The following is a 24,493-nucleotide window of genomic DNA, read 5'->3' as shown; positions in this document are numbered from 1 at the left end:
AATGGTGGGCACGCTGCGCTTTGCCCACCCTACGGCACCTTCAAGAACACGAACTCGGTGTCGTCATACGCGCGGCGCTCGAGCTCCTCGAAGCCGTCAGGCGCGGCGAACGCGGCGGCCTTCGCCTCTTCCACCACCACGAGCGCGCCGGGCGTCAGCCACGCGCCGTCGCGGAGCGAGGCCAGCGCCTTCTCGGCCATTCCCTTGCCGTAGGGCGGATCCAGGAACACCAGCGAGAACGGCTCGACGGGATGCGCGGGGCCCAGATTGGTGGCGTCGCGGCGGAATACTTTTGTCACGCCACCGAGCCCCAACGACTCCACGTTGTTGCGGAGCAACGCGCGGGCTTCAGCGCCGTTGTCGACGAACAGTGCGAACTTCGCGCCGCGCGACACCGCCTCGATGCCGAGCGCGCCGGTGCCGGCGAACAGATCGAGCACCCGCGCCCCCTCAATCGGATCGTCATAGGCGTGGACGAGGATGTTGAACACGGACTCGCGCAATCGATCCGCGGTCGGGCGAATGTCGCGCGAGGATGGCGCGGCCAGATTGCGGCCCTTCAATCGTCCCCCGACGACGCGCATCGTCCGGCCTACTCGTCCTTCGGCTTCAGGTCGCGCTTGCCGTGATAGGTGCGCTTGACGCGGCGTGGCGGGCCGTAGCCGGCATTCTCTTCCTCGTTGCGGATGCGCGCTTCCTCGCTGCCGGAACGCTGCACCAGCACGCGACGGCCCTTGCGGTCGGCAATCACGGCGCGCTTGCTCGCCGGCTTGGACGGCTTCCTGTCGCGTGGCGCATCGTCGTCACCGTCGGCATGGTGCTCTGGCCGGGCGAAGTCCACGCCCGCAAGCTTGGCGACCTTCTCGCCGAGCTGCTCGCGCAGCACCCGCGTCTTGACCTCATCGACCTTGCCTTCCTCGAGCTCGCCGAGCTGGAACGGACCGTAGGAGATCCGGATCAGCCGGTTCACCTCGAGCCCGAGATGCGCCATCACGTTGCGCACCTCGCGGTTCTTGCCCTCGCGGATCGCGAACACCAGCCAGACATTCGAACCCTGGTCGCGCTCCAGCGTCGCATCGATCGGACCGTACTTGACGCCCTCGACCTCGACCCCCTTCTTCAACTCGTCGAGCTGCGCCTGCGTCACCTCGCCATGGGCGCGGACCCGGTAACGTCGCAGCCAGCCGGTGTCGGGCAATTCGAGCACGCGGGCGAGCCCGCCGTCATTGGTGAGCAGCAGCAATCCTTCGGTGTTGAAATCGAGCCGGCCGACGCTGATCAGCCGCGGCAGGCCTTCGGGCAGATTGTCGAACACGGTCGGCCGCCCCTCGGGATCGTCATGCGTCGTCATCAGCCCGCGCGGCTTGTGATACATGAACAGCCGCGTCCGCTCGCGCGGCGGCAACGGCTTGCCGTCGACGGCGACGACATCGTTGGCGGTGACGTCGAGCGCCGGCGAATTGATGACGCGGCCGTTCACCGTGACGCGGCCCTGCGTCACCATCTCCTCGGCGTCGCGGCGCGAGGCCAGGCCGGCGCGCGCCAGCACTTTTGCGATCCGCTCGCCGGACTTTTTCGGCTTCGGCTCCGGACGCGGCCGCCTGTCGAAATCCGCCGGACGTTCGCGATAGGCGCCGCGGCCGCCGAAGGCCGGACGCTTTGCGAAGATCTTGCCGTCATCCTCGTTGTCGCGGCGGGGACGGTCGGCGAAGCGCCCTTCGCTGCGCGGATGCTCGTGCCAATCCTGGCGGCCTTCGGGACGCTCGCGATGACGATCGAACTTGCGGTCATCGCGCTCGCGGGGACGATCGAATTTCGGTCGCTCACGGAATGGACGATCGCCCTGCTGACGGTCGTCGCGCGCGCGCGAAAAGCGAGGGCGCTCGTCGCCGCCGCGATCGTCGCGCGGTCGGTCATAGCGCGGCTTGTCGAATTTCGGCCGATCGAAATCGCGCGAGCCGCGGAAATTGCGTTCGGGACGATCGGAATTGCGCTCGCGCTTCTCCCACGGCTTGGACTCGCCACGCGGCGGACGGTCGCCGAAATCCTTGCGCGGCGCCCGATCCCCGCGGTCGGCAGCACCGCGGGAGAATTTCCTGTCGCCGCCGAACTTTCTCTCGGGCCGATCGCCATCGCGGGATGGACGGTCGCCAAAGGATCGTTCGCCGCGTGGTGCATAGGATCGCTTCTCGCCGTCACGATCGCGCGACGCGTAGGGCTTCTTGTCGCCGAACTTGCGATCGGAAAACCGCGACGCCGGACGGGCATCGTCGCGATTGGCGCGCGGGGTGTAGGGGCGCTTTTCGCCGCCGCGGTCATCCCGGTCAAACCTCGGCCGGTCGCCGCGCGGCTTGAACGGCCGCTTCTCACCATCACGCGACGGGCGGTCGGCAAACGTCCGCTCTCCGCGCGGGCGGTCGTCGCGGTTGAAGCGCGGCTTGTCGCCATAGTCCCGGCGCGGCGCCTCATCCCCGTCGCGGCGGCGGAACGGGCGATCTTCGCGCTTGCTGCCGAAGTCGCGCTTTGCATCATCGCGCTTTCCGGCAGAATCCCTGGTCCCAAAGCCGCGCTTGGCGAACTTCTTCTCCGGCCCGCGCGCCTTGCCAGAGCGGCCCTTGCCGCCCGGCCGATCACGCCGACCGCGGGAATCGTTGTTTTTGTCGCTGTCGCGGGGCATGAATAGTCTCACTTAGGGGGCAAATGGCGCTCATGCGTGCCCGTTATCGAGCCGCAATCTCACGCAAAAACCGGGCATCCACTTTTGCTGAAGGCGCAGCTAGTAGCAGGTTTCTTCCGATGATACGAGGCATGACTGCCCCTTCTTTCATGGATTTGGCGCTAAAAACCGCCGAAAACGCCGGAAAGGCCGGCGAAGTTCCGATCGGCTGCGTGATCGTCCGGGGCTACGAGGTGATCGCCACCGCGGGCAACCGGACCCTGACCGACCGCGACCCGACCGCGCATGCCGAGATTTTGGCGATCCGGCAGGCCGCGGAGGCGATCGGCACCGAGCGGCTGGTGGATTGCGATCTCTATGTCACGCTCGAGCCGTGCACGATGTGCGCCGCCGCGATCTCGTTCGCCCGCATCCGTCGGCTCTATTACGGCGCAGCCGACCCCAAGGGCGGCGCGGTCGAATCCGGCGTGCGGTTCTTCTCGCAGCCCACCTGCCATCACCGGCCGGAAATCTATCCCGCCATCGGCGAGCGAGAGGCCGCAGTGCTATTGCGGGAGTTTTTCCGGGAGCGGCGGTGAACTTCCCGTAGCCCGGGTGGAGCGCAGCGCAACCCGGGGTTCTGGAGTCCGTGTCTTCCCGGGTTGCGCTGCGCTCCACCCGGGCTACGAAGCGAGAAAGAACTCCCGCAACAGTCTCGCCGTCGCTTCCGGATTCTCCTCGGTCAGGAAATGGCCGGAGTCGACCGGCGCGCCCACGACATTGGTCGCCCACTGCTTCCAGGTGTCGAGCGGCGTCGCCGCGGCACTCGCAATCCCGGCATCGCCCCACAGCGCCAGCATCGGGATCGTGATCTTCCGGCCGGCCTCGACATCGGCCTTGTCGATCTCGTAATCGGCATAGGCGCCGGCGCGGTAATCCTCGCACATCGCATGCACGCGCGAGGGATCGCGGAACGGCGCCAGATAATGCTCCAGCGCGCGCGGATCGATGGCGTCCAGCGTCTTCGACTTGGTCTGGCTCGCCATCTTGTGCTTCAGGAAGAAATCCGGGGCGCCCAGGATCAGCGTCTCCGGAAACGGCGCCGGCTGCGCCAGGAAGGTCCAGTGATAGATCTTCAGCGCATAGAGGCGGTTGATGCGCTCCCAGTAATTATAGGTCGGCAGGATATCGAGCACCGCGAGCTTGGACAGCCGCCCCGGATGATCGAGCGCCAGCCGATAGGAGACGCGGCCGCCGCGGTCGTGACCGGCGAGCGCGAAATGCACGTGGCCGAGCTTCGACATCGCCTCGATCATCGTCTTCGCCATCGCGCGCTTGGTGTAGGGCGTGTGGTCCTTGTCGCTCTCGGGCATGTCCGACCAGCCATAGCCCGGCAGGTCGGCGATGATCAGCGTGAACCTGTCGTCGAGCTTTGGCGCCACCGGATGCCACATCACATGCGTGGACGAGAAGCCGTGCAACAGCAGCAGCGGCGGCCCCTTGCCGCCGACACGCGCGAAGATGCGGCCTGAGGAGGTGTTGATCCATTCGGAGGCGTAGCCGGGGAAAAGATCGGCGAGATCGGACATTCGCGTACCTCCTCTGAATTTCGGATCGAGTTTAGCCCTGCTCGGCCTCCACCGCCTGCCAGGCGATGTCGCGGCGGCAAAAGCCGTCCGGCCACTTGATGCGGTCGATCGCGGCGTAAGCGCGCTGCTTGGCTTCGGTCACGGTCGTGGCCGACGCGCAGATGTTGAGCACGCGGCCGCCATTGGCGAGGATGGCGCCATCCTTCTCGACCGTGCCGGCATGGAAGATCTCGACGCCCTCGATTTGGGCGGCCTCGTCGAGCCCTTCGATGCGCGTGCCCTTCTTGTAATCGCCGGGATAGCCCTTGGCGGCCATCACCACCGTCAGCGCCGGCTCGGGGAACCAGCGCAGGTCAAAATTCTTCAACTGCCCGTCGCAGGCGGCGAGGAAGGCCGGCACGATGTCGGACATCATCCGCAGCATCAGCACCTGGCATTCGGGATCGCCGAAGCGGACATTGTATTCGAACAGTTTTGGCCCCTGCTCCGTCAGCATCACGCCGGCATAGAGCACGCCGCGGAACGGAATGCCCCGCTGCTTCATGCCGGCAACGGTCGGCAGGATGATCCGCGCCATGATCTGGTCGTGGATCTCAGGCGTCACGAACGGCGTCGGCGAATAGGCGCCCATGCCGCCGGTGTTCGGCCCCTCATCGTGATCGAACACGCGCTTGTGGTCCTGCGCGGAGGCAAGCGGGATTGCGGTCTCGCCGTCGCACAGCGCGAAGAAACTGATCTCGCGGCCGGACAGGAACTCCTCGATCACGACCTCAGTGCCGGCCGAACCGAACATGCCCTCGAACATCATCGCGATGGCGGCGTCCGCCTCGTCCAGCGTTTTGGCCACCACGACGCCCTTGCCGGCGGCGAGGCCATCAGCCTTGACCACGATCGGCGCGCCCTGCGCCCGTAGATAGGCGAGCGCATCATCGGCATTGTCAAAGCGGCGGTAGGCGCCGGTCGGGATGTTGAACTCGCGGCAGAGATCCTTGGTGAACCCTTTGGACCCCTCGAGCTGCGCCGCCAGCCTGCTCGGACCGAACGCCTTGATGCCGACAGCGGCGAGATCGTCGACAATCCCTGCGGCGAGCGGGATCTCCGGGCCGACCACGACAAGATCGACGGCGTTGCGCCTGCAGAATTCAATCACGGCGGAATGATCGGCCACATCGAGCGCCACGCATTCGGCCTCGCGCGCGATTCCGGCATTGCCCGGGGCGCACCACAGCTTTGTCACCAGCGGAGAGGCGGCGATCTTCCACGCCAGCGCATGTTCGCGGCCGCCGGAACCGATCAGGAGAATGTTCATGCGATTGCAGTCAGAATTAAGGGTTGCCGCGCCGTAGCGCGACGGTTTAGCACGGCATCACGCCGCCGCAAGGAATGGCTCCGCTCTGATGTGGATATGTGGCCTGACGGCCCGGTTGGCACCCCAGGACCTTGCGCCCGCGCCTAAAAAGCCCGATTCTAACAAGTGATGACCGCTGCACCGAATCTGCTCAACGCGCCCGAATTCACCGTCTCGGAACTGTCCTCCGCGCTGAAGCGAACGGTGGAGGACCGGTTCGGCCATGTCCGGGTCCGCGGCGAGATCACGGGCTTCCGGGGCCCGCATTCCTCCGGCCATTGCTATTTCGCGCTGAAGGACGAGAACGCCAAGATCGAGGCGGTGATCTGGAAGTTCGCCCACGCCCGCATGCGCTTCAAGCCCCAGGAGGGGCTCGAGGTCATCGCGACCGGCAAGCTCACGACCTATCCGAACTCCTCCAAATACCAGATCGTGATCGAGTCGCTGGAGCCGGCCGGCATCGGCGCGCTGATGGCGCTGATGGAGGAGCGCAAGAAGAAGCTCGCCGCCGAAGGCCTGTTCGACGAGGCGCGCAAGCAGCTCCTGCCCTGGCTGCCGGAGGTGATCGGCGTCGTCACCTCGCCGACCGGCGCCGTGATCCGCGATATCCTGCATCGGCTGGAGGACCGCTTTCCCCGCCGCGTTCTGGTGTGGCCGGTCAAGGTGCAGGGCGACGGCTCAGCCGAGCAGGTTGCCGCCGCAATCCGCGGCTTCAACGCGCTGCCAGAAGACGGAAGGATTCCGCGACCGGACCTGCTGATCGTCGCGCGCGGCGGCGGTTCGCTGGAGGATCTCTGGTCGTTCAACGAGGAGATCGTGGTCCGCGCCGCCGCCGACAGCATGATCCCCCTGATCTCGGCTGTCGGCCACGAGACCGACATCACGTTGATCGATTTCGCCGCCGACAAGCGCGCGCCGACGCCGACGGCCGCCGCCGAAATGGCGGTGCCGGTGCGCAGCGAATTGCTCACCGAGGTCGGAGCACTGGCCCGGCGGGTATCCGTGTGCTGGCAGCGCGGCCAGGAAGCCCGCCGCAACGAATTGCGGGCCGCGGCGCGCGCGTTGCCAGCGCCGAGCGAGTTGTTGGCGATCCCGCGGCAGCGGCTGGATCACCTCGGCGCCGCATTGCCGCGCGGGTTGAAGGCGAACACGCACGCGCATTTCCGCCGCTTCGCCTCCACCAGCGGCCGGCTGACGCTGCGGGTGCTGCACGGGCAGATTTCGCACGCCAGGCAGCGCCTGACCGTCTCAGGCGAGCGCATCGCCCTTTCCGCGCGCTCGCTCCTGCGCAGCCAGCGCGAGCGCTTTACGGGGCTGGAGGTTCGCTTCAAGGCGTCCAAGCTCGCCAACGCGCAGGCGCAGCGCAATGCGATCGCGCGGCAGCGCGAACGCACCCATCGGCTCGCCGAGCGCGCGCAACGCGCCATGGTCACGCTGCTGCAGCGGCTCGACGCGCGCGTCGGCCAGAGCGGAAAATTGCTGGCCGCCCTCTCCTATCGCAGCGTGCTCGCCCGCGGCTTTGCCCTGGTGCGCGACGAAGCGGGACATCCCGTGCATGCCGCGGCCAGCGTCGCGCCGAATGCGCTTCTGTCGATCGAGTTCGCCGACGGCCGCGTGGCTGCTACCGCCGATGGCGACCACTCTGTCGCCGCGGCGCCGACGCCCCAGCCCAAGCCGGTTACGCGCGAGTCGAAGCCCGCGCCAAAGCGGGTCGCAAAGCCGGTCGACCAGGGCAGCCTATTCTAGCCTGTAGCCCGGGTGGAGCGGAACGCGTAACCCGGGACACCTGTGTCCGCGTTGCGAGCGGCCCCGGGTTACGCTGGCGCTTCACCCGGGCTACGGCAATCTGTGATTCACGCTGTCCGATCGCGGGAGAGAAGGCCTCACCAGGCGCTAGCGCGAGAGCCAGGCGGCGACCTCTTTCTGCGCGTCGGTGCGTGCTTCTGCATCGGTGCCGATGTGGCCGACCTCGGGCATTGCGGCATCGGCTGTTCCGGCAATCGCACGCAACGGCAGGTTGGCGAGATCGAAGTCGTGATAGGCGCCGGGATAGGTGATGATCCGCGCCAGCGCGCTGCGGCCGCGCGCGCCGTCGACCATCTGGTGGCAGGCCGGCGGCGAGCTGACGTCGTCGTTGGCGCCGATCATGACCAAGGTCGGCACCCGCGTGCTCCAGCCGAGCCTGGAGGACAGCCGGCAATCCGGATAGAACGCGATCGCCGAGCGGAAATCCGGCTCGGTGCTGCGCGAGGGGAGTTGCGGCCGCACGGCCCACAACAGCGCACTGGCGCCATTGGCCCAGCCCATCAGGCTGATGCGCTCATGCGCCACCCAGGGCTGCTGCATCAACCATTGCCGCGCCGCCATGATATCGGCGACGCGCTCGCGGCGCGCCAGCACGTGCCGTTCCCGATCCTTGACCCGGCATTGCGGGCCGACCTCGCGCGAGCCGTAGCTGTCGGGCAACAGCACGGCATGGCCGGACCGGAGCAATTGTTCCGCCCAGTCGCGGTAGCGCGGCAAGACCGGCTCCGAACGCCCGGCGAGGCCGCCGCAGCCGTGCAGCGCAATCACGGTCGGAAACGGGCCGTCGCCGTCGGGCTTGTAGAGCTGCGCGTGCAACGTGAGATTGGTGGCGGGAATATCGACCTGATGGGGCGCAGGCAGCGGCGCGGCCGTCGCAGCGGAAGCCACGGCAACGAGCGTCAGGAAAATGGCTGCTGACAAAAACCGCATCTCAATTGGCCGGATCATGGTGGCGCTGCTGACCGAGCGGACCACGGGTGCGAAACTATCATGCAGTCTGGCCGCAATTCATCACAAGTCGGTGGTTTAACCTGCGGACATTACAGCCTATTTATGGTAGGTATAAACCGCAACCCCAACGAGGCCTCGCGTTAAGGCCGGGCGGAGAGTTTCATAGTGCTGAACAAGTTCGGTCCCTCGGGTCATGGCGAAGCGCAGGTGCAATATCTCGATGGCGATTTCCGCGTGGTCTCGCCCGGAACTTATGTGCGCTGCTCCATCACGGACGTACGGATCCCGCTCGACGAACTGAAATATTGGAGCGTCGATCTGCAGGAGGCCTATGCGACCCCGACCGCGGTGCTGCAGCGGCATTTTCCCGCAGCGCTGAAGCAGGGATAGTGCTGCCGTAGCCCGGGTGGAGCGCCAGCGTAACCCGGGGCCCTCTCAATGCGGACACAGATGTCCCGGGTTGCGCTTCGCTCCACCCGGGCTACGAAAGGGGACGTCAGCTACGGAGCCTGTTTCCGCGCGCTTTGGACAGGCTGTCTGAGACGAATTTGCGCAGCAATGCTGCATCCTCGAACTCCAGTGTCACCGCGAACGGCACCACCGCCTGCGCCCAGACCGGTAGTTCACCGCGCTGCTTGAGCCGCGCCAGATCCTTCTCCGTGGTCACCAATGTCAGCCCGTCGCCTCTCGCCTCCGACACCAGGCTATCGATGTCGGCCTTCGAGAACACGTGGTGATCGGGGAAGGCGCTCTCCCTGACAACGTCGACGCCGCTGTTGCGGAGGGTGTTGAAGAAGCGCGCGGGATCGCCGATACCGGCAAAGGCGAGCACGCGGCGGCCCTGCAGCGACGTAAGCGATGCATCGTCCGGCCGAAGCTGCGCCGCCAGCACGGGCTTTCCGCGCACGGCAATCTCCGTCGCCAGCATCTTCGCAGCAGTACCGTCGCCGACCACGACGAGCGCGTCGGTGCGCGCAACCTGCGGCGCCAACGGCGCGCGCAACGGGCCGGCCGGAAACACTTTCCCATTGCCAAGGCCACGTTGGCTATCGATCACGATGATCGAGGCATCCTTGGCGACCGCCGGGTTCTGGAAGCCGTCATCCATCACCAGTACGCTCGCGCCGAGCGACTTCACCAGCGCGACGCCATCAGCGCGATCGCGCGCGACCACGACCGGTAGCCGCTCGGCCAGCATCAACGGCTCATCGCCGACATCGGCGGCGGAATGGCTGGAAGGATCGACCTGCACCGGCCCGCGCAACTCGCCGCCATAGCCGCGGCTGAGCACAACAGGCACTTCGCCGAGTTCGCGCAGCAGCTTCGCCAGCGCCAGCACAGTCGGCGTCTTGCCGGCACCGCCCGTATGATAATTGCCGACGCAGAGCACGGGAATGCCGGCGTCGATCCCCTTGCGCTGCAGACGCCTGGCGGCGATGGCGCCGTAGAGCGTGGCGAGCGGCTGCAACAGATGCGATTTCCAGGATGCCGGACCGTGCCAGAAGGCCGGCTCACGCATTGGCGGCTCCCATCTCGATCCGTAACTGCAAGAGATACGGTTCGAGCGCCGCAAGTGTTCGCTCCAGCGCGCCGCCGAGCTGCTGCACCACATGTTCGGCGGCCCCAAGCGAGGCTTCGCGCGCCTTGGCATTGTCCAGCAACTGGCCGAGCTGCTTCACCAATGCTTCCTGTGTCTCCGCGCGCCGCGCGCCACCGGCACGGTCGAGCGCCTCATAGACATCGGTGAAATTGAACACGTGCGGACCGTGTACGATCGCGGCGCCAAGCTTCACGGCCTCGATCGGATTCTGGCCGCCGTGCGGAACCAGCGAGCCGCCCATGAACACGATCGGCGCCAGCCGATAGAACAGGCCGAGCTCGCCCATGGTGTCGGCGACATAGATATCGGTGGTCGCAATCGGCAGTTCCTCGCGCGACCGCAGCGCACTGTGCAGGCCGGCGGCCTCGACAACGCGCATAACCGCTTCGCCGCGATCGGGATGGCGCGGCACGATCACGGTGAGCAGCGAGGGAAAGAATCCCGCAAGCGCGCGATGCGCTTCCACGAGCTGCTCTTCCTCGCCGGGATGGGTGGAGGCCGCGACCACGATCGGCCGGCCGCGCGTCACCGCCATCAGCCGCTCCAGCTTGGCAGGATCGGCCGGCGGCGCCGCGACGTCGAGCTTGAGATTGCCGGTGATGACGACATTGCGGCTGCCGAGCGCCGCAAAGCGTTCGGCGTCTATTCTCGACTGGGCCAGGCAGATGTCGAAACGGTCGAGCAGGGCCGAGATCGTGTGCGACATCCGCTGCCAGCGCGGAAACGAGCGCTGCGACATCCGTCCGTTGATCAGCACCATCGGCAGGCGGCGCGCGGAGCTAGAAAGGATCAGGTTCGGCCAGAGGTCCGACTCGATGAACAGCGCCAGCGACGGCCGCCAGTGGTCGAGGAAGCGCGCGACATAGCGCGGGGTATCATAGGGCACATATTGATGGATGACGTCAGGCGGAAAGCGCTTGGCAACGATCGCCGCCGAGGTGACGGTGCCGGAGGTGAGCAGGATGCGCAAATTGAGCTCGCGCAGTTTCTCGATCAGCGCCGCCGCCGCCAGCACCTCGCCGACGCTGGCGCCATGGATCCAGACCAGCGGCCCGTGCGGCCGCACATCGGCGCTGACGCCGCGCCGTTCGCCAACGCGAGCCGGATCCTCCTTGCCGAGCTTCAGCCGCCGCCGGATCAGCGCAGGTGCGAGCGGCACCATCGCGGACGACAGTCTTTGGTAGACCCGCAACGTCATCGGCAGCGAGTTAGCCAAGAGCTCCCTCCGGACGCCCGACGGCCGCATAGGCCTTCCGGGTCGCTTCGTTCAGCAAGGCCTCCACCCTGAGCCGCAACGTTTCCATCATCTCGGCGTCGGCGTCGGGCGGCACCTCCACGGAATCGATGCCCACCAGTGCGCCCCGTCCGAATGGCAAATTAATGGTGGTGGAATCCCAGTTTTTCAACCGGATGAACCGGCTGGTCACCATGGCAAAGGGCATGATCGGCCGGCCCGACTGGCGGGCCAGCATGATGACGCCGAGACCGGCGACCCGGGCCTGCTTGGGCACGTCGGCGGTGGTCGCGACGTTCCACTTATCCTCCAGCGCCCGCAGCATCTCCTTGAAGGCGCCGACGCCCCCCTTGCGGTGGAAACTGCCGGAATGGTCGCCCGACCCCCTGATGGTGCCGACGCCGAGCCGCTCGGCCGCGATCGCGTTGAACTCGCCGTCGCGATGCCGGGAGACCAGGACCTTGGCGCGGTGGTTTCCCCTGACCCGGATGAAGGGGGTCATCAGGTGCTGGCCATGCCAGAACACGAAGATGCAGGGCATCTGCGGTTCCACCTGCTCGTAGACGTCAGGCGGCTCAAGGCTGAACCTGTTGGTCAGCCAGACCAGCCGCAGATATTCGGCCGCAAGCAGGCCCAGCGCACGCTGCACGAGGCCGCTGCGCAAAAAATCGCGAATCAGACGTTTCAAAGGGAGGGCTTTGTGTCTTGACCCGGATCGAGCAGCCGATGGAGGTGGACGATGAAATAGCGCATGTGGGCGTTGTCCACGGTCTGCTGCGCCTTCGCCTTCCAGGCCACGTGAGCGCTGGCGTAGTTCGGATATACGCCGACGATCTCGACCTTATCGAGATCCTTGAAGGTGTTGTGCTGGAGGTCGATCAGCTCGCCACCAATGACGAGATGCAATAATTGCTGCGGCTGGGCACTATCTGACATAATTGTTTTTCCTGATGAGATGCCCGGCAGGGAAGTCCTGTGGCGCGAGGCGATCAGTGCAACGGGCGGTTGCGAAAATGCTCGACAATACGTGCATGACGATCATGTCCCGCCGCCACCAGCACCCCATGCGCCAGCTCCCGGCGATTATACTCAATCGCATCCCCCGAGAGCGCCGTCATCTTACCATCCGCTTCCTGCACGATCAAATTCGCCGCCGCAAGGTCCCAGTCATGACTATTGCCGCCGGCGAAGGCGGCATCGAGCTCGCCATGCGCGACCCGGCATAGCCTGAGCGCCAGCGAACCGATTCGCGGATGCAGCGTGATCTCCTGCGCCGAAGGGCTCAATCGCTGCAGGAGCGGCTTCGGCCCGGCCATGCGGGGGAAATCGAAATCGGTGCCCGCGGTCGCGCGCACCGCGATGCCATTGCGCGTGGTGCCCTGCCCCCGCGCGGCAAAGAAGAACTCCGCGGTGGCGGGCGCGAATACCGCCGCCAGCACGGGCGAGGCATTTTCAACCAGCGCCACGCTGACGCACCAGTCCTCGCGCCCGGCGAGATAGGAGCGGGTGCCGTCGATGGGATCGACGATCCACACCAGGCGCTTGCCAAGCCGCGCCTGGTCGTCCGCGCTCTCTTCCGAGAGCCAGCCGTAATCGGGCGTCGCCGAACGCAGCCGCTGCTCCAGCAGGTCGTTGACCGCGATATCGGCCTCCGACACCGGCGATGAGGCGCCCTTGATCCAGTTCTTCAACTCAGTGCGAAACAGCGAGAGCGCCAGGGCCCCCGCTTCCCGCACCGTCTCCGCCAGCAGGGCGGCGTCGCGCGCCAGGATCCCGTCGTCCGTATCAGCGTCCGCCAAGCGTCAGTCCCTCGATCCGCAAAGTCGGCGCGTTCACGCTGTAGCGGAATTCCAGATCGTTCGCGGCGACCAGCGATTTGAACATCGCCAGCAGATGCCCTGCGATGGTCACTTCGCTGACCGCATAGGTGATCTCGCCGTTCTCGATCCAGAAGCCCGAGGCGCCGCGGCTATAGTCGCCGGTCACGCCGTCGACGCCCGAACCGATCAGGTCGGTGACGTAAAAGCCCTGCTTGATGTCGGCGATCAGTTCCTTCGGCGTCGCCGAGCCAGGCTCGAGATGCAGATTGTAGGCCCCCGGCGACGGCACCGAGGAGACGCCGCGATGCGCATGTCCTGTCGTGGCCATGCCGAGCTCGCGCGCGGTCGCGCAATCGAGCAGCCAGGTGGTGAGCACGCCGTCATCGATCAGGGCCGTCTTCTTCACCTTGACGCCTTCGGCATCGAAGGTCTGCGAGCGCAGGCCGCGCACGCGCAAGGGATCGTCGATGATGCGGATATTGCTCGCGAACAATTGCTGACCGAGACGATCCTTCAGGAAACTGGTCTTGCGCGCGATCGATGCACCGTTGATGGCGCCAACGAGATGGCCGACAAGCGAGTTCGCAACGCGTGGATCGTAGACGACGGGGACCTTGCAGGTCTCGACCTTGCGCGGATTGGTGCGCGCCACCGCACGCTCGGCCGCTTTGCGGCCGACGCTTGCAGGCGAAGCGAGGTCGGATGCATGCAACGCGCTCGTGAAATCATAGTCGCGCTCCATGCCGGTGCCCTCGCCCGAGATCGCGGTCATCGAGATGCCGTGGCTCGAGCGCAGATAGGAGCCATGGAAACCGGTCGAGGTCACCAGCACCATGCCGCCGATGCCGGAGGAAGCCGACGCGCCGCCGGATTTCGACACGCCCTTGATGGCGAGCGCCGCCGCTTCCGCCTCGGTGGCGCGGCGTTCGAGTTCAGCGGTCGAGGGCACATTGCGGTCGAGCAGGTCGAGATCGGGGAAGTCGCGCGCCAGCAGCGCAGGGTCCGCGAGCCCGACATATTTGTCGTCGGGCGCGACACGCGCCATCGCGACCGCGCGCTCGGCAAGCTTGGCGATCCCGTCGCCAGTGACATCATTGGTGGAGACCACCGCCTGGCGCTGACCGACCAGCACGCGCAGGCCGACATCGTCGCCTTCGGAGCGCTCGGACTCCTCGACGCGCCCGTCGCGCACCTCGACGCCTTGCGAAACGCCGCGCACCGCGATCGCATCCGCCGCATCCGCGCCGGCGCGCTTGGCCGCCTCGACAAGACGCTGCGCCAGTTCACTCAAAACCGACTGGTCGAACAGGTCGGTCGCGGACTTTTCGGCAGGCGATGGTGAAGGGTTCACGAACAGATTCCTGACATTGAAGGGCTCAACGCAGCGCGGCGCGCCAAACCCACCAAGTGGGCCGGATTTGCAGCGATTTCAAGCGTTTTGCCGCGCGATGAAGAAGAATTGCTCGAGCGCGGCAAGGTCTTGTCAAGCATGCGCGCCTTTGACGTCTCTTTAACCAGCCTTCTTAAGCTGATCGGGAAACGGCTGCGCTAAGGTCTCGCGCATCGACCGGGAACATAATCCCGGCGGGGAGATAAAGCCGTGAGGCGTCAAACAGCAACAAGCGGGCTCAACCCCGCCGGGTCGGGCCGTGTGCAACGGCTCGACCCGCTTTCTCTACCGCTCAGCTTCCATGCGCAGGATGTCCGCGCGGACGGTGGCATGCGGCAGGTTGAACTTCACCACGAACGCGTCGTGCTGCGCCGTGCCGTCAAGGGCATGCGGATGGCGATCAATGTTCGCGTCTGCGACTTCATCGGCGTCGCGTTGCGCGACCTGGGCGACGAGCAGATGCTGACGCTCGTCCACCGCGATCCGTCGCTCGCAATTCCGCTTGGCGTCAGTTCCGATCGCGACGAGATCGAAAGCGCCTGGCAGATGTGGAGCGACGTGCTCCGCCTGCCGCAACTGAGCGAGCAAGCGCCGCGCGAGCCTGCGGCCCGGCGCAGGCGCCGCAACGTCATCCACACGCGCCGCCCGCGCTTCCTGGTACGCCGCCGCCGTGGCGGCCCGCTTGATGCGGGGAATGTCCATCGCGGTGAACACGAGATCATCGCGCGGGATTGAACGTGACCCGGGACGACGGCCCGCGCCACAACACACGCTGTCATTCCGGGGCGCCGCGAAGCGGCGAGCCCGGAATCCATTTCCCCACCAGTGCATGCGGCCCAATGGATTCCGGGCTCGCGCCAAGAGGCGCGCCCCGGAATGACGAGAGAGTGGTGATTTCTGCACGCCCCGCAACAACGCAGAAGCCTCAGCGCATCGCGGCGTCAGCGAGCAGGCCGGCGAACAGGATGAGGCCGGCGTCGCGGTTTGACTTGAAGACGCGCAGGCACAATGCGGGATCGCTGATGTCGAGTCGTCTTATCTGGATCGCCAGATGCAACGCGAAGGCGGCGAGGCCGATCCACGCGAACCAATGCGCGCCAGCCAGCACGAGCGCCATCCCGATCAGGGCCACCGCGAGCGAATAGAACAGCACGAGCGCCTTGTGCGTGGCCGCGCCGAACAAGCGTGCGGTCGACTTGATGCCGATCAACGCGTCGTCCTCGGCGTCCTGATGTGCATAGATGGTGTCGTAGCCGATCACCCAGGAGATTGAGCCGGCATAGAGCGCAAGCGCGGTGAGATCGATGCGCTCGAGGATGACGGCAAATCCCATCAAGGCGCCCCAGGAGAAGGCGAGCCCCAGCACCACCTGCGGCCACCAGGTGATGCGCTTCATGAAGGGATAGACCGCGACGATGACGAGCGAGGCGATGCCGGTCGCGACCGCAAAGCGATTGAACTGCAGCAGCACCACGAGACCGATCAGCGCCTGGGCGACCAGGAAGATCAGCGCCTGCGTCACGCTCACCTGCCCCGCCGGAATCGGCCGCGACCGCGTCCGCTCCACTTTCGCATCGAGATTGCGATCGGTGATGTCGTTCCAGGTGCAGCCCGCACCGCGCATCACGAAGGCGCCGATGAAGAACAGAAGGATGACAAGCGGGAGTTGGTGCAGGTCATGGGCGATGCCGGCGGCGAGCGCCGCCGACCACCAGCACGGCATCAACAGAAGCCACGAGCCGATCGGCCGGTCGAAGCGGGAGAGACGCAAATAAGGCCGCGACCAGCGCGGCGCGTGGGTATCGACCCAGTTGCCGGTCGCATCGGCAACACGGGCGGTGACGTCGCTCATCGCGACAGCACGTTGCCGTTCAGCGTGTCAAAGGTGCTGCCGCCCTTGCGCGTCGGCACTGCTTCGGGCGCGGAGGCGGACCCCAGCACATCGCTCAAGGACGGCCCGGCCGGACCGCGCGCCTGCGTCGCCATCTGCTGCGCCACCGCGCAGACCTTCTTCTGCATCGCCTCGGTGTTCTTGTGGCCATTCTGGAGCTGCTCGAGGATCTGCGGCGGGATTCCGCATTTCGCCGAGTTGTCCTTGACGTATTTCATCATCTTCAGCTCGGCCTGGCTGTAATTGCCGATCAGCTTGCAGGCCTCGTCCGGACCCGCCTTCTTTTCACCGGCGGCCTTGATCAGCTTGCCGCGCCGCTCGGTCTCCTCGCGCAAGGGGACGAAGCCCTTCATGCAGGCATCCGACGGGCCCGCGCCCCCGGACGGGGGCGCCGGCGGTGCAAACCCGGCACCGCCGCCGCCGATCGGCGCCGCACCCTGGCTCGGGAAAGCCGAAGGCGCCCCGATCGACGCGGAAGGTACCCCGCCGTTCACCGGCGGGAAGGGCGAGGCGTTGGCAGGCGCTGCGGCCTGCTGACCGGGCAGCGGCGCGGGAAACGCGCCCTGTGCAAAAGCCTGGCCGGCGTGGAGCACCACGGCGGCGACCGTCAGCGACACCATCAGGCGGGTCATCAAGGGATATTTCTCCGGCAGCCGGCTTCCAAACGAAGCACAATTTCCATGCGGCTTTTTACGATTCCAGCCGTTCCTTAACAACCCGTGGATTGGGGCAACAGCGCGGCGTCACGCCGCGCCATCGATCAAAAATAAGCTACAGATTCTAGCGCTTTAGGCTAAAAGCGCGGCCGAGTTGCGTGACGACGGAACATTAACGGATGCCGGACTACGACTTTCGCGCCCCTCGCCTGTTCGTTGATGCCCCCCTGCAAGCGGGCGAAACCGTCGCGCTGGACCGCGACCAGAGCAATTATCTCGGTAACGTATTACGGTTGAAGGCCGGCGACGCCATCCTGGTGTTCAATGGCCGCGACGGCGAATGGCAGGCCGAGCTCAGTGGCCGCAAGCGGGCGGACACGCTGACGGTCCACCGCCAGACCCGGCCGCAGGACCGCCTGCCCGATATCGCCTACGTCTTCGCGCCCCTAAAGCACGCCCGGCTCGACTACATGGTGCAAAAGGCGGTCGAAATGGGCGCCTCGCGCCTGCGGCCGGTCCTGACCCGCTTCACCCAGGTTTCGCGGGTGAACGGCGAGCGGATGCGCGCCAATGTGATCGAGGCCGCCGAGCAATGCGGGATCACCGCCCTGGCGGAGGTTGCTGACCCCGTCCCGCTCGAGCGCTTCCTGACCGAGCGCGCGGGTGACCGGCTCCTGGTATTTTGCGACGAGGCCGCCGATCTCGGCGATCCCCTGCAGGCGCTGCAACTGGGGACCGGCACTGACGGCATCGACATCTTGATCGGCCCGGAGGGCGGGTTCGCCGAGGAGGAGCGCGCGCTGCTGCTGCGCCAGCCCAAGACCCTCCGGCTGTCGCTGGGGCCGCGGATCCTGCGCGCGGACACCGCTGGGGTCGCGGCGCTGGCCCTGGTACAGGCGGCGCTTGGCGACTGGCGCCCAAAGGGCTAGGTGGCCCGGGTGGAGCGCCAGCGTAACCCGGGGCCGCCGGAAAACGCTGATGCAGGTGTCCCGGGTTGCGCATTCGCTCCACCCGGGCTACGCGCTCGTTAAGCGATTTGGCCGATGCCGGTCGAAACAGCGCTTTTGCCGTGCTAAGGGCTCGCCCGCAAACCCTTGGGTCGCCCTTGGGCCACCCCTTGGACCACTCCGGAACCCGTTTTCGGGCGATTTGGACGTCGAGATGACCGTAACCGCCACCACACGCGGTGCCGCCTCCGCCGCCGCATGGGCGGATGCACTGCTGTTGTCATTTGCGCAGGCCGGTTACATCAGGTCCGAGCCGGCGATCCTGCAGCCGGCCGAGCCGTTCCTGGACCTCTCCGGCGAGGGTATCCGCAAGAGCCTTTACCTCACCACCGACGCCAGCGGCGAAGATCTGTGCCTGCGCCCCGACCTGACGATCCCGGTGGCGCGTGACTACCTCGCCTCGCCGGAGGCCGGGAAGCCGGCCGGCTTCAGCTATCTCGGCCCGGTATTCCGTTATCGCGGCGGCCAGCCGAGCGAGTTTCTGCAGGCTGGCATCGAATCATTCGGCCGGCAGGACCGCGCCGCGGCGGATGCCGAGATGCTGGCGCTGGCGCTGGAGGCGACGGCGGCGTTCGGACTGACCGACGTCGAGATCCGCACCGGCGACGTCGCTCTGTTCAATGCGCTGATCGAGGCGCTCGAGCTCTATCCCGTGTGGCGCCGCCGCCTGGTCAAGGATTTCAACCGCAAGGTCAGCCTCACCGACGACATCGAGCGGCTGACGCTCGCCGGCGGTCCTGGCCGTAACGAATATCAGGGCGTGCTGGCCGCCCTCGCCGGCTCCGATCGCAAGGCGGCGCTGGCGCTCGTCACCGACCTGATGTCGATCGCCGGCACCACCAATGTCGGCGGCCGCACCGTCGCCGAGATCGCCGACCGCTTCCTCGAACAATCGACCTTGAAGGCCGGCGCGCTGCCGCGCGACGCGATTGCGACCATCAAGCGCTTCCTGTCGATCTCGGGCGAGCCGGACGACGCCATCGCGCAACTGCGCGCATTGGCCGAAGACGCCGGGCTCGACCTCTCCTGCGCGATCGACGAATTGGAACGCCGCGTCGGCTTCGTGGCCGCGCGCGGCATCGATACCCGCAAGGCGCGCTTCTCGACCTCGTTCGGGCGCGGTCTCGACTATTACACCGGCTTCGAGTTCGAATTGCACGCCAGGGGCAACGGCGCCGAGCCGCTGGTCGCCGGCGGCCGCTATGATGGACTGATGACGCAGCTCGGCTCGGCTGAGCCGATCCCGGCGGTCGGCTTCTCCGTCTGGATCGAGACGCTGACGCAACATGGCAAGCCTCTGCGCGGAGGCAAGGCATGAGCGCGCCCTTCGTTCTCGCCGTCCCGTCGAAAGGACGTCTGCAGGAAAATGCCGAGGCGTTTTTCGCCCGCGCCGGATTGACGCTGTCGAAGCCCGGCGGCGCACGCGATTATCGCGGCACCATCTCAGGCCTGGACAATGTCGAGATCGCCTATCTGTCGGCAAGCGAGATCGCCTCGCAGCTCGCGCGCGGCATGGTGCATCTCGGCGTCACCGGCGAGGACCTCGTGCGCGAGAGCATCGCCGACGCCGACAAGCGCGTGCACCTGATCGACGGTTTGGGTTTCGGCTATGCCAATGTGGTGGTCGCGGTGCCGCAGGCCTGGATCGACGTCCGCACCATGGCCGATCTCGACGACGTCACCACCGGTTTCCGCGAGCAGCATCACCGGCGGATGCGGATCGCGACCAAGTATATCAACCTGACGCGAACCTTCTTCGCCTCCCGCGGCATCCTCGACTATCGCATCGTCGAGAGCGCCGGCGCGACCGAGGGCGCGCCCGCAGTCGGCACGGCAGAACTGATCGTCGACATCACCACGACCGGCGCGACGCTGGCGGCCAACGGGCTGAAAGTCCTCGACGACGGTGTGATCCTGCGCAGCCAGGCCAACCTCGTCGCCTCGAAGGACGCCGACTGGTCGACCGGGGCCCGCGAAGCCGCGCGCGTCATCCTGGATCACATTGCCGCGCGCGCCCGGGCGAACAAGTATCGCGAGGTCCGCACCCGCTTCAAAGGATGCGATGCAGCATTGCTCGCGGAAGCCCATAACCGCTTCGGCGTGGTCGCCCCGTTCGGCGGGCCGACCTCATCCGGCATGTTGACGCTGCACTGCCCACCGGCGCAGCTCTATGCGCTCGGCAGCTTCCTGCGCGCGCATGGCGCCGATACGGTGTCGGTGGTCTCGCTCGACTACGTCTTCGACCGCGAGAACCCGCTGTTCGCCAGGCTCGAGGCCTTCCTGCGGCAATGACGCCGCACGCTCGTTCATCGTGGCGACAGCTACCGGGCGGTACCATATATTTTTGAGAATCTGGAACCTGCTCGATGACGCTGGGCTCTGACGTTTCCGGCCTGACCACCACCGCGGCGAATGCTGCAGCGCAAGGGCTGTCGATCGTCGTTCCCGTTTACAACGAGGCTGCGGGGCTGGCGCCGCTGCACGAGCGGTTGATCGGTCTCGCGCGAACGCTGAAGGAACGCTACGGGCTCGCTTGCGAGGTCGTCTATGTCGACGACGGCAGCAAGGACAACACCCTTTCGATCGCGCGTTCGCTTTCCGCCGACACGCTGGATGTCCAGGTGGTGTCGCTGTCGCGCAATTTCGGCAAGGAGGCGGCGCTGATGGCGGGCCTCGACCATGCCCGGCGCGGTGCCGTGCTGTTCATGGACGGCGATGGCCAGCATCCGCCCAGCCTGGTCGAGAAACTGGTCTCGCACTGGATCGATGACGGCTACGATGTCGTCTATACCGCGAAGGCGCATCGCGACAACGAGCCGTTCCTGCGCAGGCTCGCGGTGCACGGCTTCTACGCGCTGATCAACTGGGGCGCGCGGCAGAAGATCCCGGAAGATGCCGGCGACTTCCGCCTGCTGTCGCCGCGCGCGGTGGCGGCGCTGCGGCAATTGCCCGAGCGCAACCGCTTCTTCAAGGGGCTGGCGAGTTGGATCGGCTTCCGCCAGATCAGGGTCGACTACGAGCCGGCGCCGCGTGCGCATGGCGTCACCACCTTCAGCGCGACGCGGCTGATCGGCCTGTCGATCGAAGGAGTGACATCGTTCTCGGTGGCGCCGCTGCGCTTCGCGAGCCTGCTCGGCGTGCTGCTGGCGACCGCGGCGTTCCTGTTCGGGCTTTCGATCCTGTGGGAGGTCTTCACGACCGGCAAGCAGGTGCCCGGCTATCCCTCGCTCGTGATCGGGTTGATGACGATCGGCGGCGTGCAGCTCATCATGATCGGCATCGTCGGTGAATATATCGGCAAGATCCTGTCCGAGCTGAAGGCGCGGCCGATCTATTTCGTCGCCGAGCATAGCGAGAAGCGCGCCGGCCCTGATGCGGCTGCCGCGGGCAGCGAACGGACCGCGGCCGAATGAACGACGCCGCGCAGCCGCGCCGGATCTGGCTCTGCGCCGACGATTACGGATTGAGCGAGGGCGTCAACCGCGCCATTCGCGATCTCATCGCGCGCGGCCGTCTGAATGCGACCTCGGTGATGGTGGTGGGCGCGGCGATCGGCCGCGACGAAGTGGCGGCGCTAAAGAGCGTTGCCGCCGAAAGCCCGCGCTGCGCGGTCGGGTTGCACGCGACGCTGAGCGCGCCGTTCCGGCCGCTGACCATGCATTTCCGACCCGTCAATGGCGGGCTGTTCCTGCCCTTTCCGAAACTGCTGCGCGCCGGCCTGCTCCGGCGGCTCGATCGCGAGATGATCCATGCCGAGCTCGTCGAGCAGCTTGCAACCTTCAAGGACATGTTCGGCCGCGCGCCTGACTTTGTTGACGGCCATCAACATGTGCAATTGTTTCCGCAGGTGCGCGACGCCTTTTTGCGCGCCGTGAAGGACGCCGCGCCCGAAGCCTGGGTGCGCCAGGGCGGACGCAACCATCCTCTGGCGCAACGCTTGCGAGCGCCGAAAGCGCTGGTGCTGGATACACTGAGCGCGCAATTCAGGAAGCGTGCACGACGCGCCGGCATTCCCTTCAACCCTGCTTTCGCCGGCGCCTATGATTTTTCGAGATCGCCCGATTTCGGTCCCCTGATGCGACAGTTTCTCGAGGGGCTGCCCGACGGCGGACTCGTGATGTGTCATCCCGGCTTCGTCGACGAGACGCTGAAGGAGCTCGATCCGCTGACGACCCAGCGCGAAAATGAGCATGCCTACCTCGGCAGCGAGCACTTCCCGCAACTGCTGGCGGCGAACAATGTTACGCTCGCCTGAAGGCGCGCCGGTCCTTTTGTCGCATACGCAAATTTAATTCGCGGCCCCACTCCTTGCGCCACAAAGGCGGCCCTACATGTTCCGCGCTTCGACGCAATCGACGCGATGGAGAAGGCCATGACCCCGCAAGAACGCCAATTGATCGACGATCTCTTCGACCGGCTCGCCAAGCTGGAGAACGCCCCGCGTGATCCGGAGGCGCTGGCCGCCATCTCGGAAGGGCTGCGCAAGGCGCCCAACGCCGTCTATGCGCTGGTGCAGACCGCGCTGGTGCAGGACGAGGCGCTGAAGCGCGCCAACGACCATATCCAGCAACTGGAAGCAGAACTCGGCGGTGGACCGCAGCAGCAGGGCCAAGGCGGCGGCTTCCTCGATTCGATGCGCGATGCGATCTTCGGCCAGAACCAGAATCAGCCGCGCGGCTCGGTTCCGCCGGTGCGCCCGCCGGAGGGTGGCAGCCGCCCCGCTTGGAATACCGGCCAGGCGATGCAGCAGGCGCAGCGTCCAGGATCTTACGGCCAGCCGCCTTACGGCCAGCAGCCCCAGTCCTATGGCGCGCCGCAAGCGGGTCCGTTCGGCGGTGGCGGCGGCTCGTTCCTCGGCACCGCCGCGGCGGCCGCCGCCGGCGTGGTCGGTGGCTCGCTCTTGATGAACAGCATCCGCGGGCTGATGGGCGGTGGCGGCGGTCACCAGGCGTTCGGGGACTCCGGCAATCTCGGCGACAACAAACCGTGGGGCAATGACCAGTCCGGCGGCAATCTTGCGCGCGATGCTGGCGTCAACGATATCGGCTCCGGCGGACGCGATAACGACTCGCGCGCCGGCCTTTACGACCAGGCGTCGAACAACAACAACAATAACAATAACGACAACAACAACAACGACGATGGCTATGGTCCCGACGATGACGACGATGGGTTCGATGACGGCGGCGACGACGGCGGTAGCGACTATGCGTAAGCCGCATGCGGATTGAAAAACAGAACGGCCGCCCGATTGGGCGGCCGTTTCTCTTTTGTCGTCCCGGCGAAGGCCGGGACCCTTAACCCCGACTTTGCGCTGTGGCGCGAACAAGCGGCCACAGCTTTATAGATCACGAACGATCGTGATTATGGGTCCCGGGTCTGCGCTTCGCTTGCCCGGGACGACAGCATCGCTAGATCACAATCACCCTGGTGCCGACATTGACGCGGCCGTAGAGGTCGATGACGTCCTCGTTGCGCATCCGGATGCAACCTGAGGAAACGTTGGTGCCGATGGTCCAGGGTTCGTTCGAGCCGTGGATGCGGTAGAGCGAGGAGCCGAGATACATCGCGCGCGCGCCGAGCGGATTTTCCGGACCGCCCACCATGTGCCGCGGCAGATCGGGACGGCGTGCCAGCATTTCCGGCGGCGGCGTCCAGTCCGGCCATTCGCGCTTGGCGGAGATCGTCTTGACGCCCGACCAGGTGAAGCCGGGGCGGCCGACGCCGATGCCGTAGCGCAGTGCCTTGCCGTCGGCCTGCACGAGATAAAGGAACTTGTTCGGGGTATCGACGACGATCGTGCCCGGAGCTTCCTTGCCGTCATAATCGACAAGCTGCTTCTCATATCTCGGATCGAACGGCCGCTGCGCGGGATCGGCCGCCTGCTCCTCGCGCATCATCGGCTGTTGTGGATCCATCGGCGGCAGCATCGTGCGCCGTCCACCATAATAACCCGGCTGCTGCTGATACATCGGCTGCTGCTCGTAGGATTGCGGGTAGCCCTGGTCGGGACCATCGCCGAACAGGAATTCGATAAAGCCGCCACCGAGGGAGGCCCTGCGCACCGGCTGAGGCGGCGCCTGGTAGGAATAGATCACGGTCGGCCCGGCGAGCGGCGCACCATCGATCGCAAACGCCTGATGCGGAGCGGCAGGCAGGAAGGACGCGCCGGCAATAAGTGCAAAGAATGTTTTCTTCATCGACGTACTCTGTACTGTTTTGTCAATCGTCAGCCTCGTTCGGCGCGAGACGCCGTGGCATGCGACCAATCAAAATCAAAACCGCATCGGTTTGGTAAACGTAACAAGCGTTTGGATTCACCACGTCGGCAATCGGCGGCGGATTTCAAAATTAGCGTTTATTTTGCTTAAATTCGCAGGCGTCATGGTTAATCCCGGGTATGCGGCGCGACGCGAAACGCACGCTGCAAAATTTTCCCATGTGAACTCCCTATTAAATCGCTTCTGCCTAGGGTCTGTTGGGATTCAGGATTCTCATTCGTGCTTGGCTGTGATTCAAGCTTTGGATGGAACGATTCGTTTTGA

General features: G+C 66.0%; 25 protein-coding genes. 11 read left to right on the top strand and 14 right to left on the bottom strand.

The features are described from left to right. Positions 1 to 29 precede the first annotated feature (29 nt). Both rsmD and AAFX91_RS16740 read right to left on the bottom strand, forming a co-directional pair. A complete protein-coding gene (rsmD, locus tag AAFX91_RS16745) occupies positions 30 to 584 on the bottom strand; it encodes a 16S rRNA (guanine(966)-N(2))-methyltransferase RsmD (RefSeq protein ID WP_394567171.1) in 555 nt (184 codons plus the stop codon). Positions 585 to 592: 8 nt separating this feature from the next. Further along, positions 593 to 2,677: a pseudouridine synthase gene (locus tag AAFX91_RS16740; RefSeq protein WP_394567170.1), complete on the bottom strand. Its 2,085-nt coding sequence runs from the start codon at positions 2,675 to 2,677 to the stop codon at positions 593 to 595. A gap of 131 nt (positions 2,678 to 2,808) precedes the next feature. Here AAFX91_RS16740 and AAFX91_RS16735 point away from each other — a divergent pair, with 131 nt between their 5' ends. Beyond that, complete coding sequence (locus tag AAFX91_RS16735; protein WP_245476703.1) at positions 2,809 to 3,255, top strand: nucleoside deaminase; 447 nt, start codon at positions 2,809 to 2,811, stop codon at positions 3,253 to 3,255. An 84-nt stretch (positions 3,256 to 3,339) separates the two neighbouring features. On the opposite strand, the gene AAFX91_RS16730 is transcribed toward AAFX91_RS16735, so the two are convergent. Both AAFX91_RS16730 and purD read right to left on the bottom strand, forming a co-directional pair. Then, entirely contained in the window at positions 3,340 to 4,245 is a 906-nt protein-coding gene (locus tag AAFX91_RS16730) for an alpha/beta fold hydrolase (RefSeq protein ID WP_394567169.1), read from the bottom strand. A gap of 31 nt (positions 4,246 to 4,276) precedes the next feature. Beyond that, entirely contained in the window at positions 4,277 to 5,554 is a 1,278-nt protein-coding gene (gene purD / locus AAFX91_RS16725; RefSeq protein ID WP_394567168.1) for a phosphoribosylamine--glycine ligase, read from the bottom strand. A 168-nt stretch (positions 5,555 to 5,722) separates the two neighbouring features. Here purD and xseA point away from each other — a divergent pair, with 168 nt between their 5' ends. Next, entirely contained in the window at positions 5,723 to 7,339 is a 1,617-nt protein-coding gene (gene xseA, locus AAFX91_RS16720; RefSeq protein WP_394567167.1) for an exodeoxyribonuclease VII large subunit, read from the top strand. A 147-nt stretch (positions 7,340 to 7,486) separates the two neighbouring features. Here the strand turns inward: xseA and AAFX91_RS16715 are convergent, their stop codons facing one another. Then, positions 7,487 to 8,329, bottom strand: coding sequence for a dienelactone hydrolase family protein (locus AAFX91_RS16715; protein ID WP_394567177.1), 843 nt, complete (start codon positions 8,327 to 8,329; stop codon positions 7,487 to 7,489). A 186-nt stretch (positions 8,330 to 8,515) separates the two neighbouring features. Here AAFX91_RS16715 and AAFX91_RS16710 point away from each other — a divergent pair, with 186 nt between their 5' ends. After that, positions 8,516 to 8,740 (top strand): DUF2093 domain-containing protein, encoded by a 225-nt coding sequence (locus AAFX91_RS16710; protein WP_130582979.1) that lies wholly within the window; start codon positions 8,516 to 8,518, stop codon positions 8,738 to 8,740. A 106-nt stretch (positions 8,741 to 8,846) separates the two neighbouring features. Here the strand turns inward: AAFX91_RS16710 and lpxK are convergent, their stop codons facing one another. Genes lpxK through AAFX91_RS16680 form a run of 6 tightly spaced genes read right to left on the bottom strand, consistent with a single transcriptional unit; the run spans position 8,847 to position 14,355 of the window. Continuing rightward, positions 8,847 to 9,869: a tetraacyldisaccharide 4'-kinase gene (gene lpxK, locus AAFX91_RS16705; RefSeq protein ID WP_130582980.1), complete on the bottom strand. Its 1,023-nt coding sequence runs from the start codon at positions 9,867 to 9,869 to the stop codon at positions 8,847 to 8,849. Next, positions 9,862 to 11,196: a 3-deoxy-D-manno-octulosonic acid transferase gene (locus tag AAFX91_RS16700; RefSeq protein WP_130582981.1), complete on the bottom strand. Its 1,335-nt coding sequence runs from the start codon at positions 11,194 to 11,196 to the stop codon at positions 9,862 to 9,864. The genes lpxK and AAFX91_RS16700 overlap by 8 nt, the downstream gene beginning before the upstream one ends. Next, entirely contained in the window at positions 11,159 to 11,872 is a 714-nt protein-coding gene (locus tag AAFX91_RS16695; protein ID WP_130582982.1) for a lysophospholipid acyltransferase family protein, read from the bottom strand. Before AAFX91_RS16695 ends, AAFX91_RS16700 begins: the two co-directional genes overlap by 38 nt. Continuing rightward, entirely contained in the window at positions 11,869 to 12,120 is a 252-nt protein-coding gene (locus AAFX91_RS16690) for a DUF4170 domain-containing protein (RefSeq protein WP_028166941.1), read from the bottom strand. The genes AAFX91_RS16695 and AAFX91_RS16690 overlap by 4 nt, the downstream gene beginning before the upstream one ends. A 53-nt stretch (positions 12,121 to 12,173) precedes the next feature. Continuing rightward, positions 12,174 to 12,983, bottom strand: a complete 810-nt coding sequence (locus AAFX91_RS16685) for a 3'(2'),5'-bisphosphate nucleotidase CysQ (protein WP_130582983.1) — start codon at positions 12,981 to 12,983, stop codon at positions 12,174 to 12,176. Continuing rightward, positions 12,970 to 14,355: a TldD/PmbA family protein gene (locus tag AAFX91_RS16680; RefSeq protein WP_394567166.1), complete on the bottom strand. Its 1,386-nt coding sequence runs from the start codon at positions 14,353 to 14,355 to the stop codon at positions 12,970 to 12,972. Before AAFX91_RS16680 ends, AAFX91_RS16685 begins: the two co-directional genes overlap by 14 nt. A gap of 249 nt (positions 14,356 to 14,604) precedes the next feature. Between AAFX91_RS16680 and AAFX91_RS16675 the strand changes: the two genes are divergently transcribed. Continuing rightward, positions 14,605 to 15,129, top strand: coding sequence for a DUF6101 family protein (locus AAFX91_RS16675; protein WP_130582985.1), 525 nt, complete (start codon positions 14,605 to 14,607; stop codon positions 15,127 to 15,129). Between the two features lie 190 nt (positions 15,130 to 15,319). On the opposite strand, the gene ubiA is transcribed toward AAFX91_RS16675, so the two are convergent. Continuing rightward, positions 15,320 to 16,246 (bottom strand): 4-hydroxybenzoate octaprenyltransferase, encoded by a 927-nt coding sequence (gene ubiA, locus AAFX91_RS16670; protein ID WP_130582986.1) that lies wholly within the window; start codon positions 16,244 to 16,246, stop codon positions 15,320 to 15,322. Then, positions 16,243 to 16,920 (bottom strand): hypothetical protein, encoded by a 678-nt coding sequence (locus AAFX91_RS16665; RefSeq protein WP_394567165.1) that lies wholly within the window; start codon positions 16,918 to 16,920, stop codon positions 16,243 to 16,245. Before AAFX91_RS16665 ends, ubiA begins: the two co-directional genes overlap by 4 nt. Positions 16,921 to 17,120: 200 nt before the next feature. On the opposite strand from AAFX91_RS16665, the gene AAFX91_RS16660 reads away from it, so the two are divergent. The 6 genes from AAFX91_RS16660 to AAFX91_RS16635 all read left to right on the top strand — a co-directional run bounded on the left by AAFX91_RS16660 (position 17,121) and on the right by AAFX91_RS16635 (position 23,163). Next, on the top strand, positions 17,121 to 17,870 hold the full coding sequence (locus AAFX91_RS16660; protein ID WP_130582614.1) for a 16S rRNA (uracil(1498)-N(3))-methyltransferase: 750 nt from the start codon (positions 17,121 to 17,123) through the stop codon (positions 17,868 to 17,870). A 232-nt stretch (positions 17,871 to 18,102) separates the two neighbouring features. Next, a complete protein-coding gene (locus AAFX91_RS16655) occupies positions 18,103 to 19,266 on the top strand; it encodes an ATP phosphoribosyltransferase regulatory subunit (protein ID WP_394567164.1) in 1,164 nt (387 codons plus the stop codon). Beyond that, positions 19,263 to 20,240, top strand: a complete 978-nt coding sequence (hisG, locus tag AAFX91_RS16650; RefSeq protein ID WP_130582612.1) for an ATP phosphoribosyltransferase — start codon at positions 19,263 to 19,265, stop codon at positions 20,238 to 20,240. Before AAFX91_RS16655 ends, hisG begins: the two co-directional genes overlap by 4 nt. 74 nt (positions 20,241 to 20,314) lie before the next feature. Then, positions 20,315 to 21,361 (top strand): glycosyltransferase family 2 protein, encoded by a 1,047-nt coding sequence (locus AAFX91_RS16645; protein ID WP_130582611.1) that lies wholly within the window; start codon positions 20,315 to 20,317, stop codon positions 21,359 to 21,361. Continuing rightward, positions 21,358 to 22,203 (top strand): ChbG/HpnK family deacetylase, encoded by an 846-nt coding sequence (locus AAFX91_RS16640; RefSeq protein ID WP_130582610.1) that lies wholly within the window; start codon positions 21,358 to 21,360, stop codon positions 22,201 to 22,203. The genes AAFX91_RS16645 and AAFX91_RS16640 overlap by 4 nt, the downstream gene beginning before the upstream one ends. Before the next feature lie 117 nt (positions 22,204 to 22,320). Beyond that, positions 22,321 to 23,163: a DUF2076 domain-containing protein gene (locus AAFX91_RS16635; RefSeq protein WP_394567163.1), complete on the top strand. Its 843-nt coding sequence runs from the start codon at positions 22,321 to 22,323 to the stop codon at positions 23,161 to 23,163. 196 nt (positions 23,164 to 23,359) lie between these two features. On the opposite strand, the gene AAFX91_RS16630 is transcribed toward AAFX91_RS16635, so the two are convergent. Next, a complete protein-coding gene (locus AAFX91_RS16630; RefSeq protein WP_394567162.1) occupies positions 23,360 to 24,148 on the bottom strand; it encodes a L,D-transpeptidase family protein in 789 nt (262 codons plus the stop codon). A 19-nt stretch (positions 24,149 to 24,167) separates the two neighbouring features. Here AAFX91_RS16630 and AAFX91_RS16625 point away from each other — a divergent pair. Next, a partial coding sequence (locus AAFX91_RS16625) for a hypothetical protein (protein WP_394567161.1) occupies positions 24,168 to 24,493 on the top strand: 326 nt, incomplete at its 3' end.

Source organism: Bradyrhizobium sp. 31Argb, from assembly GCF_043638955.1.
Taxonomy (GTDB): Bacteria; Pseudomonadota; Alphaproteobacteria; order Rhizobiales; family Xanthobacteraceae; genus Bradyrhizobium.
The sequence above is the reverse complement of the archived record's forward strand: the minus strand, read 5'-3'. Positions and strand labels throughout refer to the sequence as shown.

What these genes read in the sequence shown, in the direction of transcription:
- AAFX91_RS16700 (WP_130582981.1), bottom strand. Translation starts at nt 11,196, where the DNA reads ATGCGGCCGTCGGGCGTCCGGAGGGAGCTCTTGGCTAACTCGCTGCCG.
- AAFX91_RS16735 (WP_245476703.1), top strand. Translation starts at nt 2,809, where the DNA reads ATGACTGCCCCTTCTTTCATGGATTTGGCGCTAAAAACCGCCGAAAAC.
- AAFX91_RS16690 (WP_028166941.1), bottom strand. Translation starts at nt 12,120, where the DNA reads ATGTCAGATAGTGCCCAGCCGCAGCAATTATTGCATCTCGTCATTGGT.
- AAFX91_RS16645 (WP_130582611.1), top strand. Translation starts at nt 20,315, where the DNA reads ATGACGCTGGGCTCTGACGTTTCCGGCCTGACCACCACCGCGGCGAAT.
- AAFX91_RS16635 (WP_394567163.1), top strand. Translation starts at nt 22,321, where the DNA reads ATGACCCCGCAAGAACGCCAATTGATCGACGATCTCTTCGACCGGCTC.
- xseA (WP_394567167.1), top strand. Translation starts at nt 5,723, where the DNA reads ATGACCGCTGCACCGAATCTGCTCAACGCGCCCGAATTCACCGTCTCG.
- AAFX91_RS16640 (WP_130582610.1), top strand. Translation starts at nt 21,358, where the DNA reads ATGAACGACGCCGCGCAGCCGCGCCGGATCTGGCTCTGCGCCGACGAT.
- AAFX91_RS16660 (WP_130582614.1), top strand. Translation starts at nt 17,121, where the DNA reads ATGCCGGACTACGACTTTCGCGCCCCTCGCCTGTTCGTTGATGCCCCC.
- lpxK (WP_130582980.1), bottom strand. Translation starts at nt 9,869, where the DNA reads ATGCGTGAGCCGGCCTTCTGGCACGGTCCGGCATCCTGGAAATCGCAT.
- purD (WP_394567168.1), bottom strand. Translation starts at nt 5,554, where the DNA reads ATGAACATTCTCCTGATCGGTTCCGGCGGCCGCGAACATGCGCTGGCG.
- AAFX91_RS16630 (WP_394567162.1), bottom strand. Translation starts at nt 24,148, where the DNA reads ATGAAGAAAACATTCTTTGCACTTATTGCCGGCGCGTCCTTCCTGCCT.
- ubiA (WP_130582986.1), bottom strand. Translation starts at nt 16,246, where the DNA reads ATGAGCGACGTCACCGCCCGTGTTGCCGATGCGACCGGCAACTGGGTC.
- rsmD (WP_394567171.1), bottom strand. Translation starts at nt 584, where the DNA reads ATGCGCGTCGTCGGGGGACGATTGAAGGGCCGCAATCTGGCCGCGCCA.
- AAFX91_RS16730 (WP_394567169.1), bottom strand. Translation starts at nt 4,245, where the DNA reads ATGTCCGATCTCGCCGATCTTTTCCCCGGCTACGCCTCCGAATGGATC.
- AAFX91_RS16655 (WP_394567164.1), top strand. Translation starts at nt 18,103, where the DNA reads ATGACCGTAACCGCCACCACACGCGGTGCCGCCTCCGCCGCCGCATGG.
- AAFX91_RS16715 (WP_394567177.1), bottom strand. Translation starts at nt 8,329, where the DNA reads ATGCGGTTTTTGTCAGCAGCCATTTTCCTGACGCTCGTTGCCGTGGCT.
- hisG (WP_130582612.1), top strand. Translation starts at nt 19,263, where the DNA reads ATGAGCGCGCCCTTCGTTCTCGCCGTCCCGTCGAAAGGACGTCTGCAG.
- AAFX91_RS16740 (WP_394567170.1), bottom strand. Translation starts at nt 2,677, where the DNA reads ATGCCCCGCGACAGCGACAAAAACAACGATTCCCGCGGTCGGCGTGAT.